The organism is Curvibacter sp. PAE-UM (genome assembly GCF_001432305.1).
GTDB lineage: Bacteria > Pseudomonadota > Gammaproteobacteria > Burkholderiales > Burkholderiaceae_C > Hylemonella.
This window is the reverse complement of record NZ_KQ483358.1, coordinates 2,109,729-2,124,957: the sequence shown is the minus strand read 5'-3', so window position 1 is coordinate 2,124,957 and position 15,229 is coordinate 2,109,729. Positions and strand designations below refer to the sequence as shown.

Genomic DNA, 15,229 nt, shown 5'->3' with positions numbered 1-15,229 from the left:
GTAACGCCCCTCACCCTTCGTCAGCCTCTTTGTCCACGGGCAACAGGGCCTGCGCCTGCGTCTCGGGCAGGGCCTCGACCTGGCGCAGCGCACGCTTCATGACATTGCTGCGGGTCTCGGCCTGCTGCAGCGTATTGAGCACGGTCTCGGTCTGTGTCTTGACCTTGGCCAGCACGTCGCCGAACTTGTTGAATTCGGTCTTGACCGCACCCAGCACCTGCCAGACCTCGCTGGAACGTTTCTCCAGCGCCAGCGTGCGAAAACCCATCTGCAGCGAGCTGAGCATGGCCAGCAGTGTGGTCGGGCCGGCCAGCGTGATGCGGTGCTCGCGCTGCAGGGACTCCATCAGGCCCGGCCGGCGCAGCACTTCGGCGTACAGGCCTTCGGTGGGCAGGAAGAGGATGGCGAAATCCGTGGTGTAGGGCGGTTCGATGTACTTCTCGGCAATCGACTTGGCCTCGAGCCGGATGCGCGCCTCCAGCGCCTTGGCGGCCGCTTCCGCTGCCAGCACATCGGCGCGCTGCTGCGCGTCGAGCAGGCGCTCGTAGTCCTCGTTCGGGAACTTGGCGTCGATGGGCAGCCACAACGGCGAGCCGTCGTCGGACTTGCCCGGCAACTTGATGGCGAAGTCCACCACGTTCTTGCTGCCCGGTCGCGTGGCGATCTGTGCGGCGTACTGGTCGGGCACGAAGACCTGCTCCAGCAGGCCGGCCAGCTGGGCCTCGCCGAACATGCCGCGGGTCTTGACATTGGTCAGCAGGTGCTTGAGGTCGCCGACGCCGGCGGCCAGGGTCTGCATCTCGCCCAGGCCCTTGTGCACCTGCTCCAGACGCTCGGCCACCTGCTTGAAGCTCTCACCCAGCCGGGCGTGCAAGGTGGTCTGCAGCTTCTCGTCGACCGTGGCGCGCATCTCGTCGAGTTTGGCGATATTGGTCTGCTGCAGCTGGGCCAGCTGCGCCTCCAGCGTGGCGCGCACCTCGGACATGCGCCGGGCGTTGGATTCGCTCAGGTTGGAAAGCTGCAGCGTCAGCGTGTCGGAGAGGGTCTTCTGCAACAAGGCCAGTTGCTGGCCGAAGGCATCGATCTGCGTGTTCTGCGTGCGCGTGGCCTCGGCCCCCTGCTGCACCAGGGTCTGCTGGAAGGTGGCCAGGTTTTGCGTCAATTCCAGCCGGCTGCTGCGGGCCGACTCGCTGATCTCCTGGCGCAAGTCACGCGCCAGCCGTTCGCTGCCGGCCTGCAGCTCGGCACGCAGCAACTCGCCCGCCTGCGCCGACTTCGTGTCCTCGCGACGCAGCACGAGGGCCAGCAGCAGCACCAGATTCAAGACGCCCAGCACCAGCAGGGCCCAGAACACGACTGAGTTCAAACCGTTTTCCTCCAGGCCCCTATTGTGATTCATGACGCACAGCGGGATCACCCGTCGGGTGTGAGGGCCAATCACCCAATACATTTGTACAAATATAATAAATCGCATGAAGCCAGCACGCTCCCGGCGCCCGGGCCAGGTGGCCACGGCAACGGCCCGCGCGGACGCCGACCCTGCGGTCCAGGCCCTGCGCCGGTTCCGCCAGATCTTCGCCACGGTCCGCACACATTTCCGCCAGGTCGAACAGATCACCGGCACCGGTGCGGCACAGCTGCGCGCCCTGAGCCTGCTGCGCGAGCAGCCCGGCTTGCGCATCAGTGCGCTGGCGCAAGCCATGGACATCCACCAGTCCACCGCCAGCAACCTGGTCAAGACCCTGGTCGAACGCAAGCTGGTCATCGGCGCACGCAATGGCAGCGATGCCCGCGTGCTGCACCTCAATCTGCTACCCGCTGGCGAAAAGGTGCTGCAGCGCCTGCAGGGGCATTACATCGGCGTGCTGCCCCAGGCCCTGCAGACCCTGCCCCCGGCCGTGCTCAGGCGCCTGAACACCGACCTGGACCTGCTGCTGGACGCCATGCAGGCCGATGACACCGCAGCCAGGTCCCCGCTGGCCTCGCTCTGACGCCCGGCATTGCTGCCGGCCCATCAAAAAAGGAGAGCCGATGATCGACCTGATGCTCAACTGGTCCGAGTGGATCAGGCCTTCGGCCGGCCTGCCCACCGTGCAGTGGGCGCTGCTGCTGGCCCTGGCCGCCGCCGCCGGGCACCTGCTGCAGCGTTACCTGGGCCTGCCCAAGGTGCTGGGTTATTCGGCCGTGGGCGCCCTGGCCGGCTTCTCCGGCTACACCACGGCCAGCTGGCCGCTGGACGGCATTGCGCAGTTCATGGTGGAACTCGGCCTGTCCATCGTGCTGTTCGAGGCCGGTGGGCGGCTGTCGCTGCGCTGGTTGCGCCACAACCCCATGCTGCTGGCCCAGAGCCTGGGCGAAGCCCTGGCCACCTACCTCGCGGCCTGGTGGGTGCTGCAGCTTTTCGGCGTGGACGGCGTCCTGCATGTACCGCTGGCGCTGCTGCTGGTCGCCACCTCGCCGACGGTGCTGATGCGGGTGGCCAGCGATTTGCGCGCCAGCGGCCCCGTGACCGACCGCGTCATCACCCTGGCAGCACTCAACACCTTTTACGTGCTGGCCCTGGGCGGTGTCATGGCACGCCTGCTGGGCCGTTCGGAAGCGACCCTGGCCGATGCCATCTACCCGGTGATCCTGCTGGTCGTCGCCTCGGTGCTGGTGGGTGCCTTGCTGGCCTACGCCCTGCGCAAGGCACTGGAGATCATGAGCCCGACCAGCGAGAACACCGCGGTGCTGCAGCTCTCGCTGATCGTCGCCGGCACGGCCCTGGCCGCGCACTTCGGCGGCTCGGCGCCGCTGGCCGCCCTGCTGGCCGGCGTCCTGCTCAAGACCCTGCACCCGCGCCCCTGGTCTTGGCCGCGCCAGTTCGGCACGGCCTCGGCCATCCTGACCATCCTGATGTTCGTGCTGGTCTCCATGGCCGCTGCCCAGGCGCCCTGGAACTGGGAAGCCTGGAGCCTGATCGCCGCCCTGGTGCTGGCGCGCGCCCTGGCCAAGCTGGCGGCCATCGCCCTGGCGGGTTTGGGCAGCGGCGCCAGCCCGAGGCAGGCCCTGTGGACGGCCAGCGCCATGTGGCCCATGTCGGCCGTGGCCTTGCTGCTGGTGTCCCAGTTTTCCGAATTTGCGCCCGCCATCGGGCAGCCGGTGGCCGCCATCGCCCTGCCGCTGATCCTGTTCATGGAAGTGCTGGGTGCGCTCATGGCCATGCTGGCCCTGCAGCGCGCCGGCGAAGCAGGACGCCCGCCGGCCATCCGGCGCGTCAAACCCGAGGGAGAGAACAACGATGCCGCTTGAACCCTTCAGCCATTCCGAGGCCCTGACCCTGGGCGTGGAGCTGGAGCTGCAGCTCGTCAACACGCACGACTACGACCTCGCGCCCTACGCCGACGACATGCTGCGTCTGATGGCCAAGCGCAAGCTGCCCGGCAGCGTGGTGCCGGAGATGACCTCGAGCATGATCGAGATTTCCACCGGCATCTGCCACTCGCCATCGCACGTGCAGGAGGAGCTGGGCCAGATCCGCGATGCCCTGGTGCAATGCGCCGACAAGCTCAACATCGCCGTGGTCGGCGGCGGCACCCACCCCTTCCAGCAGTGGCACGAGCGGCGCATCTACGACAAACCGCGTTTTCGCCAACTGTCCGAACTTTACGGTTACCTGTCCAAACAGTTCACCATCTTCGGCCAGCACGTGCACGTGGGCTGCCCGGACGCCGACAGCGCCCTGCTCATGCTGCACCGCATGTCGCGTTACATCCCGCACTTCATTGCCCTGTCGGCCTCCTCGCCCTACGTGCAGGGGCACGACACGGCTTTTGATTCGGCGCGCCTGAACTCGGTGTTCGCCTTCCCGCTGTCGGGGCGTGCGCCCTTCGTGCTGAACTGGGACGACTTCAACGCCTACTTCGACAAGATGACACGCACCGGCGTGGTCCGCAGCATGAAGGACTTCTACTGGGACATCCGGCCCAAGCCGGAGTACGGCACCATCGAGATCCGGGTGTTCGACACGCCGCTCTCCATCGAGCGTGCCGCCGCGCTGGCCGGCTACGTGCAGGCCCTGGCCGCCTGGTTCCTGAAGGAGGCGCCGTTCGAGCCGGTGGAGGACGATTACCTGGTCTATACCTACAACCGCTTCCAGGCCTGTCGTTTCGGGCTGGACGCGGTCTACGTGGACCCGGCCAGCGGCACCCACCTGCCGCTCAAGGAGCACATCCTGGCCACACTGGACCGGGTGCAGCCCTACGCCATCACACCGGGCTCGGGGGCTGCGCTCGAACTGCTGCGCAACAGCACCGAGCGCGGACTCAACGATGCCCGCTGGCTGCGCGATGCGCAAGCCAACGAGCAGCTGCTGGGCGAGGTCACGCGCCAGGCCGGCTTGCAATTCCGCAAGACCGGCACACGCGTGGCCTGAATCAGGCCTTGAGCACCTGGGGGTTCAGCGGCGTCAGGCCCTTGTCCTTGCTGAAGAACTCGATCAGGTTGTCGGCCGCCAGCTTGGCCATGGCCTTGCGCGTGGGCACGCTGGAGCTGGCAATGTGCGGCGTCAGCACCACGTTGGGTACGGTCAGCAGGTCCGGATGCACCTTGGGCTCGCCCTCGAACACGTCCAGCCCGGCCGCGGCGATGCGCTTGTCACGCAGGGCCTGGGCCAGGGCCGCGTCGTCGACGATGCCGCCGCGCGCGATGTTGACCAGCGTGGCCGTGGGTTTCATCTGGGCCAGCTCGGCCGCGCCGATGGCGTGGTGCGAGGCGGCCGAGTACGGCAGCACCAGCACCAGGTGGTCGGCTGTCTTCAGCAGCTCTTCCTTGCTGACATAACGTGCCTTGCACTCGGCCTCCGTCGCAGCATCCAGGCGCGAACGGTTGTGATAGATCACGTTCATGCCGAAACCCAGCGCACCGCGTTTGGCGATACCCTGGCCGATGCGTCCCATGCCGAGGATGCCCAGCGTGGCGCCGTGGATGTCGGAGCCGGCGAACATGTCGTAGCTCCACTTGGTCCATTTGCCTTCGCGCAGGTAGATCTCGCTCTCGGTGATGCGGCGGGCCGTGGCCATCACCAGCGCAAAACCGAAATCGGCCGTGGTCTCGGTCAGCACGTCGGGCGTGTTGGTGCCCAGCACGCCGCGCGCGGTCATGGCGTCGAGGTCAAAGTTGTTGTAACCCACAGCCATGTTGGCGCAAATCCTGAGCTTCGGACAAGCCGCCAGCACCTCGGCATCGATGCGCACGCTGCCGGTGGTGAAGGCGCCATCCTTGTCGCGCAGATGCTCGATCAGCTGCGCGCCGGTCCAGGCCTCATCGGAGGGGTTGGCTTCGACGTCGAAATGCTGCGACAGATAGGCAATGGTCTCGGGAAAAACGGCACGGGCTACAAGGATCTTCGGTTTCATGGTGCAGGTCTCGGGGGATGGGCGATGTGGGTGGAGGAAGCAACTTCAGTGCAACAGGTGGTATTCGGCAATGTAGAACAAGGCGCCAGCGAAGTAGCCGATCAGGGCCAGACCGCTGATCTTGCGCACGTACCAGAAGAAGTCGATCTTCTCCAGGCCCATGGCGGCCACGCCGGCGGCCGAACCGATGATCAGGATGGAGCCACCGGTGCCGGCGCAATAGGCCAGGAACTCCCAGAGGAAACTGTCCACCGGGTACTGCTGCAGGCTGTACATGCCCATGGAGGCCGCCACCAGCGGCACGTTGTCCACCACGGCGCTGACCAGGCCGATCAGCATGACGATGATGTCCTGGCGGCCCACGCTGTGGTCCAGCCACTGGGCGATGGACGACAGGATGTGGGTGTGCTCCAGCACCGCCACCGCCAGCAGGATGCCGATGAAGAAGACGATGGAGCTCATGTCGATGCGGGTCAGCGCACGCGCCAGCGTCAGGCGCTGCTTGGCCAGATCGTCTTCCTTGTTCCGGTGCACCAGATCACCCACCAGCCACAGGATGCCCAGGCCGAACAGGATGCCCATGAAGGGCGGCAGGTGCGTCACGGTCTTGAACACCGGCACCGCGACCAGGATGCCCAGGCCCATGAAAAACATCAGGTTGCGCTCGAAGGCGGTGGTCTCGGGACCCTCTGCCGCATCGGCACGTTTCGGCGCGATCACCGGACGCGAGCCCAGCACGAAGCTGGTCACGGCCAGCGGCACGATCAGGTTGATCAGCGACGGGATGAACAGCCCCTTCATGATTTCCACTGCCGTGATCTGCCCGCCGATCCACAGCATGGTGGTGGTCACGTCGCCGATCGGCGTCCAGGCCCCGCCAGCGTTGGCCGCAATGACGATGATGCCGGCGAAGAACAGGCGGTCCTCACGCTGGTCCAGCAACTTCTTCATCAGCGAAACCATGACGATGGTGGTGGTCAGGTTGTCCAGGATGGCACTCAGGAAGAAACTGACAAAACCGACCATCCACATCAGCGTGGAAAGCTTCTGGGTCTTGATGCGCCGGGTGATGACCTCGAAGCCGTTGTGCGCGTCGACCACCTCGACAATGGTCATGGCCCCCATCAGGAAGAAGACGATCTGCGCGGTGCCCATGAGCGATTCGCCCAGTTCCCCCCCGACTTTGGTGGCGTCCCCAGTGGCCACGGCATAGATCGTCCAGAGGAGGCCGGCGCCCAGCAACGCGGAGGCGGACTTGTTGATCTTGAGCGGATGCTCCAGGGCAATGGCCGCGTAGGCCAGCACGAAAACGATGACCAGCAGGGTCAGCATGTGATGTCTCCTCTTGTTTGAATCAGGTTGTGGTGCAGTCTGTCCGACGGGCGAGCTCAGTCCAGCCAGTGAGTGAAGGCGCTCACCGGTTCACGCGGTGTATGGAAACTGTTGACGATAGCAGAGCTGTCGGCATGCCCCAGTGCCATGCCGCACACCAGCATCTCATCCGCACCCGCCCCGATGTGCGGCAGGATGATCTTCGCAAAGCCGTTCCACGCGGCCTGCGGGCAGGTGTGCAGGCCGCGCGCGCGCGCCGCCAGCATGATGTTTTCCAGGAACATGCCGTAGTCCACCAGGGAACCCCGGCCCATGACACGGTCCAGCGTGAACATCAGGCCCACCGGCGCATCGAAGAAACGGAAATTGCGCTGGTGCTGGGCGTGCATCCTGTCCTTGTCGCCCTTGGTGATGCCCAGCAGGCCGTACAGGCCCCAGCCGTTCTCGCGCCGGCGGTCGATGTAGGGGCTGACCCATTTCTCAGGGTAGTAGTCGTATTCCTCGCGGTATTCGGCGGCCAGCGCCGGATCGGCGCGCAGGGCCTCGTGCGCGGCACACACCTTCTCCACCAGGCTGTTGCGGCTGGCACCCCGCAGCACGTAGACCTTCCAGGGCTGCGTGTTGGTCCCCGAAGGGGCACGGCTGGCCAGTTGCAGGATGTCCTGGATGGTTTCAGGCGCCACAGCTTGTGGCGTGTAGGCGCGCACGGACATGCGCGTCTGGATCGCTTCATCAACGGTCATGGCGTTCAGGTCAGGGTTTCAAGAGCCGCCCGCAGGGGCGCCGCAAGGGGAGCTGGCCGGCGGGACTGCCGGTCCACGTAGACATGGACAAAATGGCCCTGGGCCGCGGCGAATTCCTCGCCTTGGGCATACAGGCCTACCTCATAACGCACACTGGAGTGTCCCAGCCGCGCCACGCGTATGCCGGCCTCCACCGTCTGGGGGAAAGCCAATGAGGCAAAGTAGTTGCACTGGGTCTCGATCACCAGGCCGATGGTGTCGCCGCCGTGGATGTCCAGCACGCCCTGCTCGATCAGCCAAGCGTTGACCGCGGTGTCAAACCAGCTGTAGTAGACGACGTTGTTGACATGGCCATACACGTCGTTGTCCATCCAGCGCGTCGTGATGGGGCGAAACACCCGGTAGGCGCTGCGCGGGAGCGGCCGCGGTTTCTCGGTGGGATTATTCATGCTGCCCCTGATTTTGCCAGCCCCCGGCCTCAGCCTTTCAGGCGCTGCCCATGCCGCCTTGACGCCCGTCCCGCCCCCGCAGGGCTTCTAGGGTGCCAGGCCTAAATTGCTGCAAAGCAGCAAAAACCTCTTGCATTCGGGATGAGGCTGCCTAAAATTGGTCTCATGCTGCAATGCAGCAAACGTGGTTCTTAATCAACCCATCCTTCAAGGAGTTCTGTATGCTGACCGTCGAACAAGTTCTGGCCACTAATAAAGCCAATGTTGAAACCCTCTTTGGTCTGACCGGCAAAGCCTTCGAAGGCGTGGAAAAGCTGGTTGAACTGAATCTGGCCGCTTCCCGCGCCCTGCTGGCCGAGTCCGCCAGCCAGACCCAGACCGTGCTGAACGCCAAGGACCCGCAAGAGCTGCTGGCCCTGCAATCCGGCCTGCTGCAGCCCCTGAGCGAAAAGGCTGCCAGCTACAGCCGCGAAATCTATGACATCGCTGCCGTGACCAGCGCCGAATTCGGCAAGACCTTCGAAGCCCAGATCGCCGAGGCCCAGAAGAAATTCCTGGACGTGGTCGACAGCACGTCGCAGAACGCCCCGGCCGGCTCCGAGACCGCCGTTGCCCTGATGAAGAGCGCCGTGGCTGCCGCCAACAATGTGCTGGAAACGGCCCAGAAATCGGCCAAGCAGGCTGCTGCCCTGGCCGAGTCGAACTTCAAGGCGGCCACTGCCACCGTCGAGGCCGGCAAGGCAACTGCCAAGAAGCGTTAATTTTCAACACAGGATAGACCCTGGTTCCAAAGGCCTTCTTGACCAGCCTTTACAACAAGGGAAAACCCTGACATAATTGATTCATCGAAAAACAAAACAGCTTTTGTTTTTCCACCGTTTGTCTCCTCGGGTCCTTTCGTAACCATCAGGTTCAGGGATCCCTTCAAAGCCCCGTCCCTGACGGGGCTTTTTTTTATCTCATTTCGACGGACTCACCGGGCGCATCCCCGCCTCGATCGCCAGGCGCAGCTGCGGCAAGGCCTGCAGCATGGCCGCCCGCCCAGCCTGGATGGCGCGGTTGCGGGCGGCAAAGTCTGCCCCCGAAACACCATTGAGGGCCGGACGCACCACCACCAGATCAGCGCCACGCAATTCCAGCGTGTTGATGCTCTTGCTCATGATGCTGAAGGTCTGCAGCAGGATCTGGAACACATCACCGGGCGCATTGGCCTCGGGCTGCTGCGAGATGTCCACGGCGATGACCAGTTCTGCCCCCATCTGGCGTGCCTGACGCACGGGCACCGGCGCCACCAGGCCGCCATCCACGTAATCTCGCCCGCTGATCCGTACCGGCTGGAACAGTGCCGGCACGGCGCTCGACGCCCGCACGGCTGTAGCAACGTCCCCGCGCTCGAACAGCACCCCCTGGCCGCTTTGCAGATCGGTAGCCAGGATACCCAGCGGCATGAAAAGATCCTCGATACGGCGCCCCCCCACCTGCTGCTGGACATACCGCGCCAGGGCATCGCCACGCAACATGCCTCGGCTGAACAGCGGCAGGGTCCAGTCCGTAAAGGTGGCCTCGTCCATGGTTTCAGCAATGCGCTGCAACTGGCTGCCATTGCGCCCGCTGGCATGGAGCGCAGCCACCAGACTGCCAGCCGACGTGCCAGCGACCAGATCCGGCTTGATACCGGCCTCTTCCAGCACCTGGATCACCCCTATATGGGCAAAACCTCGCGCCGCCCCGCCACCCAGGGCCAGACCAATACGGGGCGCACGCTTCGTCTCGAGCGGCGCAGGGGGCTCCGGCGTCAGTGCTGGGCCGGCGCATCCGGCCAGCACGACGAGCAGCGCTGGCAACACCATGCGCCAGCTCTGATATCCCATGATTTCATTATGCTTATTGAGAATGATTTGCATTTTGTATATCATCTGGGTTCCGATTCAAGCACGCACATCATGCTCAAACGAATTTTCTCCCTCTCCTTCTTTACCTTGCTCGCCACCAGCCCGGCACTGGCCCAGGAACAGGTGGTCAACATCTATTCCGCCCGTCACTACCCAAGCGACGAGGCCCTTTACAGCCAGTTCACCCGCACCACCGGCATCCGCATCAACCGCGTCGACGCCGATGATGCCGGCATTCTGGCCCGTCTGCGCGCGGAAGGCTCGGCATCGCCGGCCGACGTGATTCTGCTGGTGGACGCGGCCCGCCTGTGGCGCGGCGAGGCTGAGGGATTGTTCCAGCCCGTCAAATCGGCCGTCCTGGACACGGCCATTCCGGCGCAACTGCGCGGCGCAGCAGGCAGCGACGGCGGCTCGGCTTGGTACGGCTTCTCGACCCGGGCCCGCGTCATCGTCTACGACAAGATCAAGGTCAAGCGCGAGGACGTCGACACCTACGAAGAGCTCGGGGACGTCAAGAACAAGGGCCGCCTGTGCATCCGCTCCGGCTCGCACCCCTACAACCTCTCGCTGTTCGGTGCCGTCCTCGAACACCTGGGCGACCAGAAGACCGAGGCCTGGCTCAAGGGCATGGTGGACAACATGGCGCGCGCACCCAAGGGCGGCGACACCGACCAGATCCGCGCCGTGGCCTCGGGCGAGTGCGCCGTGGCCGTGACCAACACCTACTACCTGGCGCGACTGATGCGCTCCAGCAAGCCCGAAGACCAGGCCGTGGTCGAACGCGTCGGCGTGGTCTTCCCCAATCAGTCCAGCTGGGGCACGCATGTGAACATCGCCGGCGGTGCCGTGGCCAGACATGCCAAGCACCCGGCCAATGCCGTGAAGTTCCTGGAGTACCTGGCGAGCCCGCAGGCACAGGAGCATTTCGCCAACGGCAACAACGAATGGCCGACCGCCAAGGGGGTGAAGCTGGACAACCCGGCCCTGCAGGCCATGGGGGGCAACGGCTTCAAGAGCGAGACCATCCCGATCAGCGTGGTCGGGCAGAACTCCGTCAAGGTGCAGCAGATGCTGGATCGCGCGGGCTTCCGTTGATCGTCCCGCACGCATGAAAAAGCCGGCCTGGGGCCGGCTTTTTCTTTGGGCGACTGACGGTCAGTCAGCCGTGGCCTCTTCAGGCTTGGCCTTGCCTTCCTTCTTGGGCAGGGGCTGGATGTCGAGCAGGACTTCGGTCTTGCTCTCGTCCTTGTCCTTGTCGTCCAGGTCCACCGTCAGACGGCCACCGTCGGTCAGGCGACCGAAGAGCAACTCGTCGGCCAGCGCCCGGCGGATCGTGTCCTGGATCAGGCGCTGCATGGGGCGAGCGCCCATGAGCGGATCGAAGCCCTTCTTGGCCAGGTGCTTGCGCAGCTTGTCGGTGAAGGTGACGTCCACCTTCTTCTCGGCCAGCTGGGTTTCGAGCTGCAGCAGGAACTTGTCGACCACACGCAGGATGATGTTCTCATCCAGCGCCTTGAAGCTGACCATGGCGTCCAGGCGGTTGCGGAATTCCGGCGTGAACAGGCGCTTGATGTCGCCCATCTCGTCACCGGCCTGGCGCGGGTTGGTGAAGCCGATGGTCGACTTGTTCATGGTTTCGGCGCCCGCATTCGTCGTCATGATGATGATGACGTTGCGGAAGTCGGCCTTGCGTCCGTTGTTGTCCGTCAGCGTGCCGTGGTCCATGACCTGCAGCAGCACGTTGAAGATGTCCGGATGCGCCTTCTCGATCTCGTCAAGCAGCAGCACGGCATGCGGCTTCTTGGTGACAGCCTCGGTCAGCAGGCCGCCCTGGTCGAAACCGACGTAACCAGGCGGCGCACCGATCAGGCGGCTCACGGCGTGGCGCTCCATGTACTCCGACATGTCGAAGCGGATCAGCTCGATGCCCATGATGTAGGCCAGCTGCTTGGCCGCTTCGGTCTTGCCCACACCGGTCGGGCCGCTGAAGAGGAAGGAGCCGATCGGCTTGTCGGCACGGCCCAGGCCGGAGCGCGCCATCTTGACAGCGGCCGCCAGCACTTCCAGGGCCTTGTCCTGGCCGAACACCACGCTCTTCAGATCACGTTCGATGGTCTGCAGCTTGCTGCGGTCGTCGTTGGACACGTTGGCCGGGGGAATGCGCGCGATCTTGGCCACGATTTCCTCGACCTCGGTCTTGCCGATCGTCTTCTTGCGCTTGGACGGTGCCAGGATGCGCTGGGCGGCACCCGCCTCGTCGATCACGTCGATGGCCTTGTCAGGCAGGTGTCGGTCGTTGATGTACTTGGCCGACAGCTCGGCCGCCGCCTGCAGCGCCGCATTGGCGTACTTGACGTTGTGATGCTCCTCGAAGCGCGACTTCAGGCCCTTGAGGATGTCGATGGTCTCGCTCACGGTGGGCTCCACCACGTCGACCTTCTGGAAACGGCGCGACAGCGCCGCGTCCTTCTCGAAGATGCCGCGGTACTCGGTGAAGGTGGTCGCGCCGATGCACTTGAGCTGGCCGCTGGAGAGCGCCGGCTTGAGCAGATTGGACGCATCCAGCGTGCCACCCGAAGCGGCACCGGCCCCGATCAGGGTGTGGATCTCGTCGATGAACAGGATGGCGTTGGGCTTGTCCTTGAGGGACTTGAGCACACCTTTGAGGCGCTGCTCGAAGTCACCACGGTACTTGGTGCCCGCCAGCAAAGCGCCCATGTCCAGCGAATAGACATTGCCCTCGGCCAGGATTTCAGGCACGTCCTTCTGGACGATGCGCCAGGCCAGGCCTTCGGCAATCGCCGTCTTGCCGACACCGGCTTCGCCCACCAGCAGCGGGTTGTTCTTGCGGCGGCGGCACAGGATCTGGATCACGCGCTCGACCTCGTACTCGCGACCGATCAGCGGATCGATCTTGCCTTCCTTGGCAGCCTGGTTGAGGTTCTGGGTGTACTGTTCCAGCGGCGAGGCCTTGCTGTCGCCTTTCTCGGCGGCAGCGCCCTCCTCCGCCTCACCCGAGCTTTCGCTGGACTTGCCGGTTTCGGGGGGATCGCTCTTCTTGATGCCGTGGGCGATGAAGTTGACCACGTCCAGGCGCGTCACGCCCTGCTGGTGCAGGTAGTAGACGGCATGGGAATCCTTCTCGCCGAAGATGGCCACCAGCACGTTGGCGCCGGTCACCTCCTTCTTGCCACTGCCCGTGGACTGCACGTGCATGATGGCGCGCTGGATCACACGCTGGAACCCCAGCGTGGGCTGGGTGTCAACGTCGTCGGTACCAGCCACCTGCGGGGTGTTGTCCTTGATGAAGTTCGACAGCGACTTGCGCAGGTCGTCGATATTGGCTGCGCAGGCGCGCAGCACCTCGGCCGCACTGGGGTTGTCGAGCAAGGCCAGCAGCAGATGCTCCACGGTGATGAACTCGTGGCGTTGCTGACGCGCCTCGACAAACGCCATGTGCAGGCTGACTTCCAATTCCTGGGCAATCATGTGACTTCCTTTTGCCTTGCTTACAAATCTACTTTAATCCGATTCGCCTGACTGTCCAACAGTTCCAGCCTAAAAGAAAAGTTACTTTTCCCCATCTACTCGACTTCTTCAGGCCACCGGCTCGCACAGACACTGAAGCGGATGTCCCGCCTTGTGCGCCGCATCCAGCACCTGGTCGACCTTGGTCGCGGCCACATCCTTGGTATAGACACCGCAGACCGCTTTGCCATCCAGATGGATCTTGAGCATGATCTGGGTTGCCGTTTCCAGATCTTTGCTGAAAAACTCCTGGATCACGACCACCACGAATTCCATCGGGGTGTAATCGTCATTGAGCATGACCACCTGATACATCTGCGGTGGCTTGACTTTCTGCGTCCGACGCTCAAGCACCACTGATCCACCTTCGTCCCGGCGGGGCTGCTGGACGGGAGGGGCTGGCGGCTTGGCAGGAGATTTCGTGGCCATGGATCGATTCTATCGAGCGCGCATCAGGCGCGCCCCGCATGGGGTTGAATTGGAGACGGACTGGCCAAGCTTCAAGCCTGGAAACAGGTCCGTCGTGAAAAAAACCGCCGCCGACAACAGGCCGGGGGCGGTTGGGAGTCTGGTGGAGCGGTCGGCCCGCACGCCTGCCGATCACATATTGTCGATCATCACCTGGCCAAAGCCCGAACAGCTGACCTGGGTGGCACCGTCCATCAGGCGGGCAAAGTCGTAGGTCACCTTCTTGCTCAGGATGGACCGCTCGAGCGAACAGATGATCAGGTCAGCGGCTTCTTTCCAACCCATGTGGCGCAGCATCATCTCGGCCGACAGGATCTCGGAGCCCGGGTTCACATAGTCCTTGCCGGCATACTTCGGCGCGGTGCCGTGGGTGGCCTCGAACATGGCCACCGTGTCGGACAGGTTGGCGCCGGGGGCGATGCCGATGCCGCCCACCTGGGCCGCCAGCGCGTCGGAAATATAGTCGCCGTTGAGGTTCAGCGTGGCCACCACGCTGTACTCAGCCGGACGCAGCAGGATCTGCTGCAGGAAGGCGTCAGCGATCACGTCCTTGATGACGATGTCCTTGCCGGACTTCGGGTTCCTGACCTTGCACCACGGGCCGCCGTCGATCAGCTCGGCACCGAACTCCTTCTGGGCCAGACCATAGGCCCAGTCACGGAAGCCGCCTTCGGTGAACTTCATGATGTTGCCCTTGTGCACGATGGTCACATTGGGCTTGTGGTTGTCGATGGCGTACTGGATGGCCTTGCGCATCAGGCGCTCGGTGCCCTCGATGGACACGGGCTTGACGCCGATCGCGGAAGTATCGGGGAAGCGGATCTTCTTGACGCCCATCTCGTCGATCAGGAACTTGATCAGCTTCTTGGCCTGGGCGGACTCGGCCTCGTACTCGATGCCGGCGTAGATGTCCTCCGAGTTCTCGCGGAAGATCACCATATTGGTCTTCTCGGGCTCCTTGAGCGGCGAAGGCACGCCCTTGAAGTACTGCACCGGGCGCAGACAGACATAGAGGTCAAGCTCCTGGCGCAGGGCCACGTTGAGCGAACGGATGCCGCCGCCAACGGGTGTGGTCAAGGGCCCCTTGATGGACACCACATACTCGCGCGCCACGTCCAGGGTTTCCTGCGGCAGCCAGACATCGGGGCCGTAGATCCGGGTCGCCTTCTCGCCGGCATACACCTCCATCCAGTGGATCTTGCGCCGGCCGGCGTAGGCCTTCTCCACGGCCGCATCGACCACCCGTAGCATCACCGGCGTGATGTCCAGCCCCGTGCCGTCCCCCTCGATATACGGGATGACGGGCTCATCCGGCACATGGAGCGACATGTCGGCGCTGACGGTGATTTTCTGGCCTTGGCTTGGCACCTGGATGTACTGGTACATGGAAGCGGGACTCCGTGAGGGCTGCATAGACAGAC

At 64.1% G+C, this 15,229-nt stretch carries 14 protein-coding genes; 5 read left to right on the top strand and 9 right to left on the bottom strand.

The annotated features are described in order from the left end of the window. Nucleotides 1–10 precede the first annotated feature (10 nt). Nucleotides 11–1,366 (bottom strand): DNA recombination protein RmuC, encoded by a 1,356-nt coding sequence (gene rmuC / locus AO057_RS10325; protein WP_240480768.1) that lies wholly within the window; start codon nt 1,364–1,366, stop codon nt 11–13. 106 nt (nt 1,367–1,472) lie between these two features. On the opposite strand from rmuC, the gene AO057_RS10320 reads away from it, so the two are divergent. From AO057_RS10320 to AO057_RS10310, 3 genes are read left to right on the top strand one after another with little or no spacing between them, the layout of a single operon-like run. After that, nucleotides 1,473–1,991 (top strand): MarR family winged helix-turn-helix transcriptional regulator, encoded by a 519-nt coding sequence (locus AO057_RS10320; protein ID WP_082605507.1) that lies wholly within the window; start codon nt 1,473–1,475, stop codon nt 1,989–1,991. A gap of 40 nt (nt 1,992–2,031) precedes the next feature. Next, nucleotides 2,032–3,291, top strand: a complete 1,260-nt coding sequence (locus tag AO057_RS10315) for a cation:proton antiporter (protein ID WP_057675593.1) — start codon at nt 2,032–2,034, stop codon at nt 3,289–3,291. Next, nucleotides 3,281–4,414 carry a YbdK family carboxylate-amine ligase gene (locus AO057_RS10310; protein WP_057675591.1) on the top strand — a complete coding sequence of 378 codons (1,134 nt, stop codon included), beginning with the start codon at nt 3,281–3,283 and terminating at the stop codon, nt 4,412–4,414. The genes AO057_RS10315 and AO057_RS10310 overlap by 11 nt, the downstream gene beginning before the upstream one ends. Before the next feature lies 1 nt (nt 4,415). Here AO057_RS10310 and AO057_RS10305 read toward each other — a convergent pair whose 3' ends face one another. The 4 genes from AO057_RS10305 to AO057_RS10290 are packed head-to-tail and all read right to left on the bottom strand — an operon-like array spanning nt 4,416 to nt 7,920. After that, nucleotides 4,416–5,396, bottom strand: coding sequence for a 2-hydroxyacid dehydrogenase (locus AO057_RS10305; RefSeq protein WP_057675589.1), 981 nt, complete (start codon nt 5,394–5,396; stop codon nt 4,416–4,418). A 45-nt stretch (nt 5,397–5,441) separates the two neighbouring features. Beyond that, entirely contained in the window at nt 5,442–6,728 is a 1,287-nt protein-coding gene (gene nhaD, locus AO057_RS10300; RefSeq protein WP_057675587.1) for a sodium:proton antiporter NhaD, read from the bottom strand. Between the two features lie 56 nt (nt 6,729–6,784). Then, nucleotides 6,785–7,471: a nitroreductase gene (locus AO057_RS10295; protein WP_057675585.1), complete on the bottom strand. Its 687-nt coding sequence runs from the start codon at nt 7,469–7,471 to the stop codon at nt 6,785–6,787. Nucleotides 7,472–7,476: 5 nt separating this feature from the next. Further along, a complete protein-coding gene (locus AO057_RS10290) occupies nt 7,477–7,920 on the bottom strand; it encodes an acyl-CoA thioesterase (protein ID WP_057675583.1) in 444 nt (147 codons plus the stop codon). A gap of 221 nt (nt 7,921–8,141) precedes the next feature. Here AO057_RS10290 and AO057_RS10285 point away from each other — a divergent pair, with 221 nt between their 5' ends. Next, nucleotides 8,142–8,681 (top strand): phasin family protein, encoded by a 540-nt coding sequence (locus AO057_RS10285; protein WP_057675582.1) that lies wholly within the window; start codon nt 8,142–8,144, stop codon nt 8,679–8,681. A gap of 198 nt (nt 8,682–8,879) precedes the next feature. On the opposite strand, the gene AO057_RS10280 is transcribed toward AO057_RS10285, so the two are convergent. Beyond that, on the bottom strand, nt 8,880–9,770 hold the full coding sequence (locus AO057_RS10280) for a patatin-like phospholipase family protein (protein WP_057675580.1): 891 nt from the start codon (nt 9,768–9,770) through the stop codon (nt 8,880–8,882). 93 nt (nt 9,771–9,863) lie between these two features. On the opposite strand from AO057_RS10280, the gene AO057_RS10275 reads away from it, so the two are divergent. Further along, entirely contained in the window at nt 9,864–10,907 is a 1,044-nt protein-coding gene (locus AO057_RS10275) for an extracellular solute-binding protein (protein ID WP_057677251.1), read from the top strand. Nucleotides 10,908–10,967: 60 nt separating this feature from the next. On the opposite strand, the gene clpA is transcribed toward AO057_RS10275, so the two are convergent. The 3 genes from clpA to icd form a co-directional block, all read right to left on the bottom strand. Beyond that, entirely contained in the window at nt 10,968–13,301 is a 2,334-nt protein-coding gene (gene clpA, locus AO057_RS10270; protein ID WP_057675578.1) for an ATP-dependent Clp protease ATP-binding subunit ClpA, read from the bottom strand. A 108-nt stretch (nt 13,302–13,409) separates the two neighbouring features. After that, nucleotides 13,410–13,769, bottom strand: a complete 360-nt coding sequence (gene clpS / locus AO057_RS10265; protein ID WP_057675576.1) for an ATP-dependent Clp protease adapter ClpS — start codon at nt 13,767–13,769, stop codon at nt 13,410–13,412. Between the two features lie 171 nt (nt 13,770–13,940). Beyond that, nucleotides 13,941–15,194: an NADP-dependent isocitrate dehydrogenase gene (icd, locus tag AO057_RS10260; protein ID WP_057675574.1), complete on the bottom strand. Its 1,254-nt coding sequence runs from the start codon at nt 15,192–15,194 to the stop codon at nt 13,941–13,943. Between the last annotated feature and the right edge of the window lie 35 nt (nt 15,195–15,229).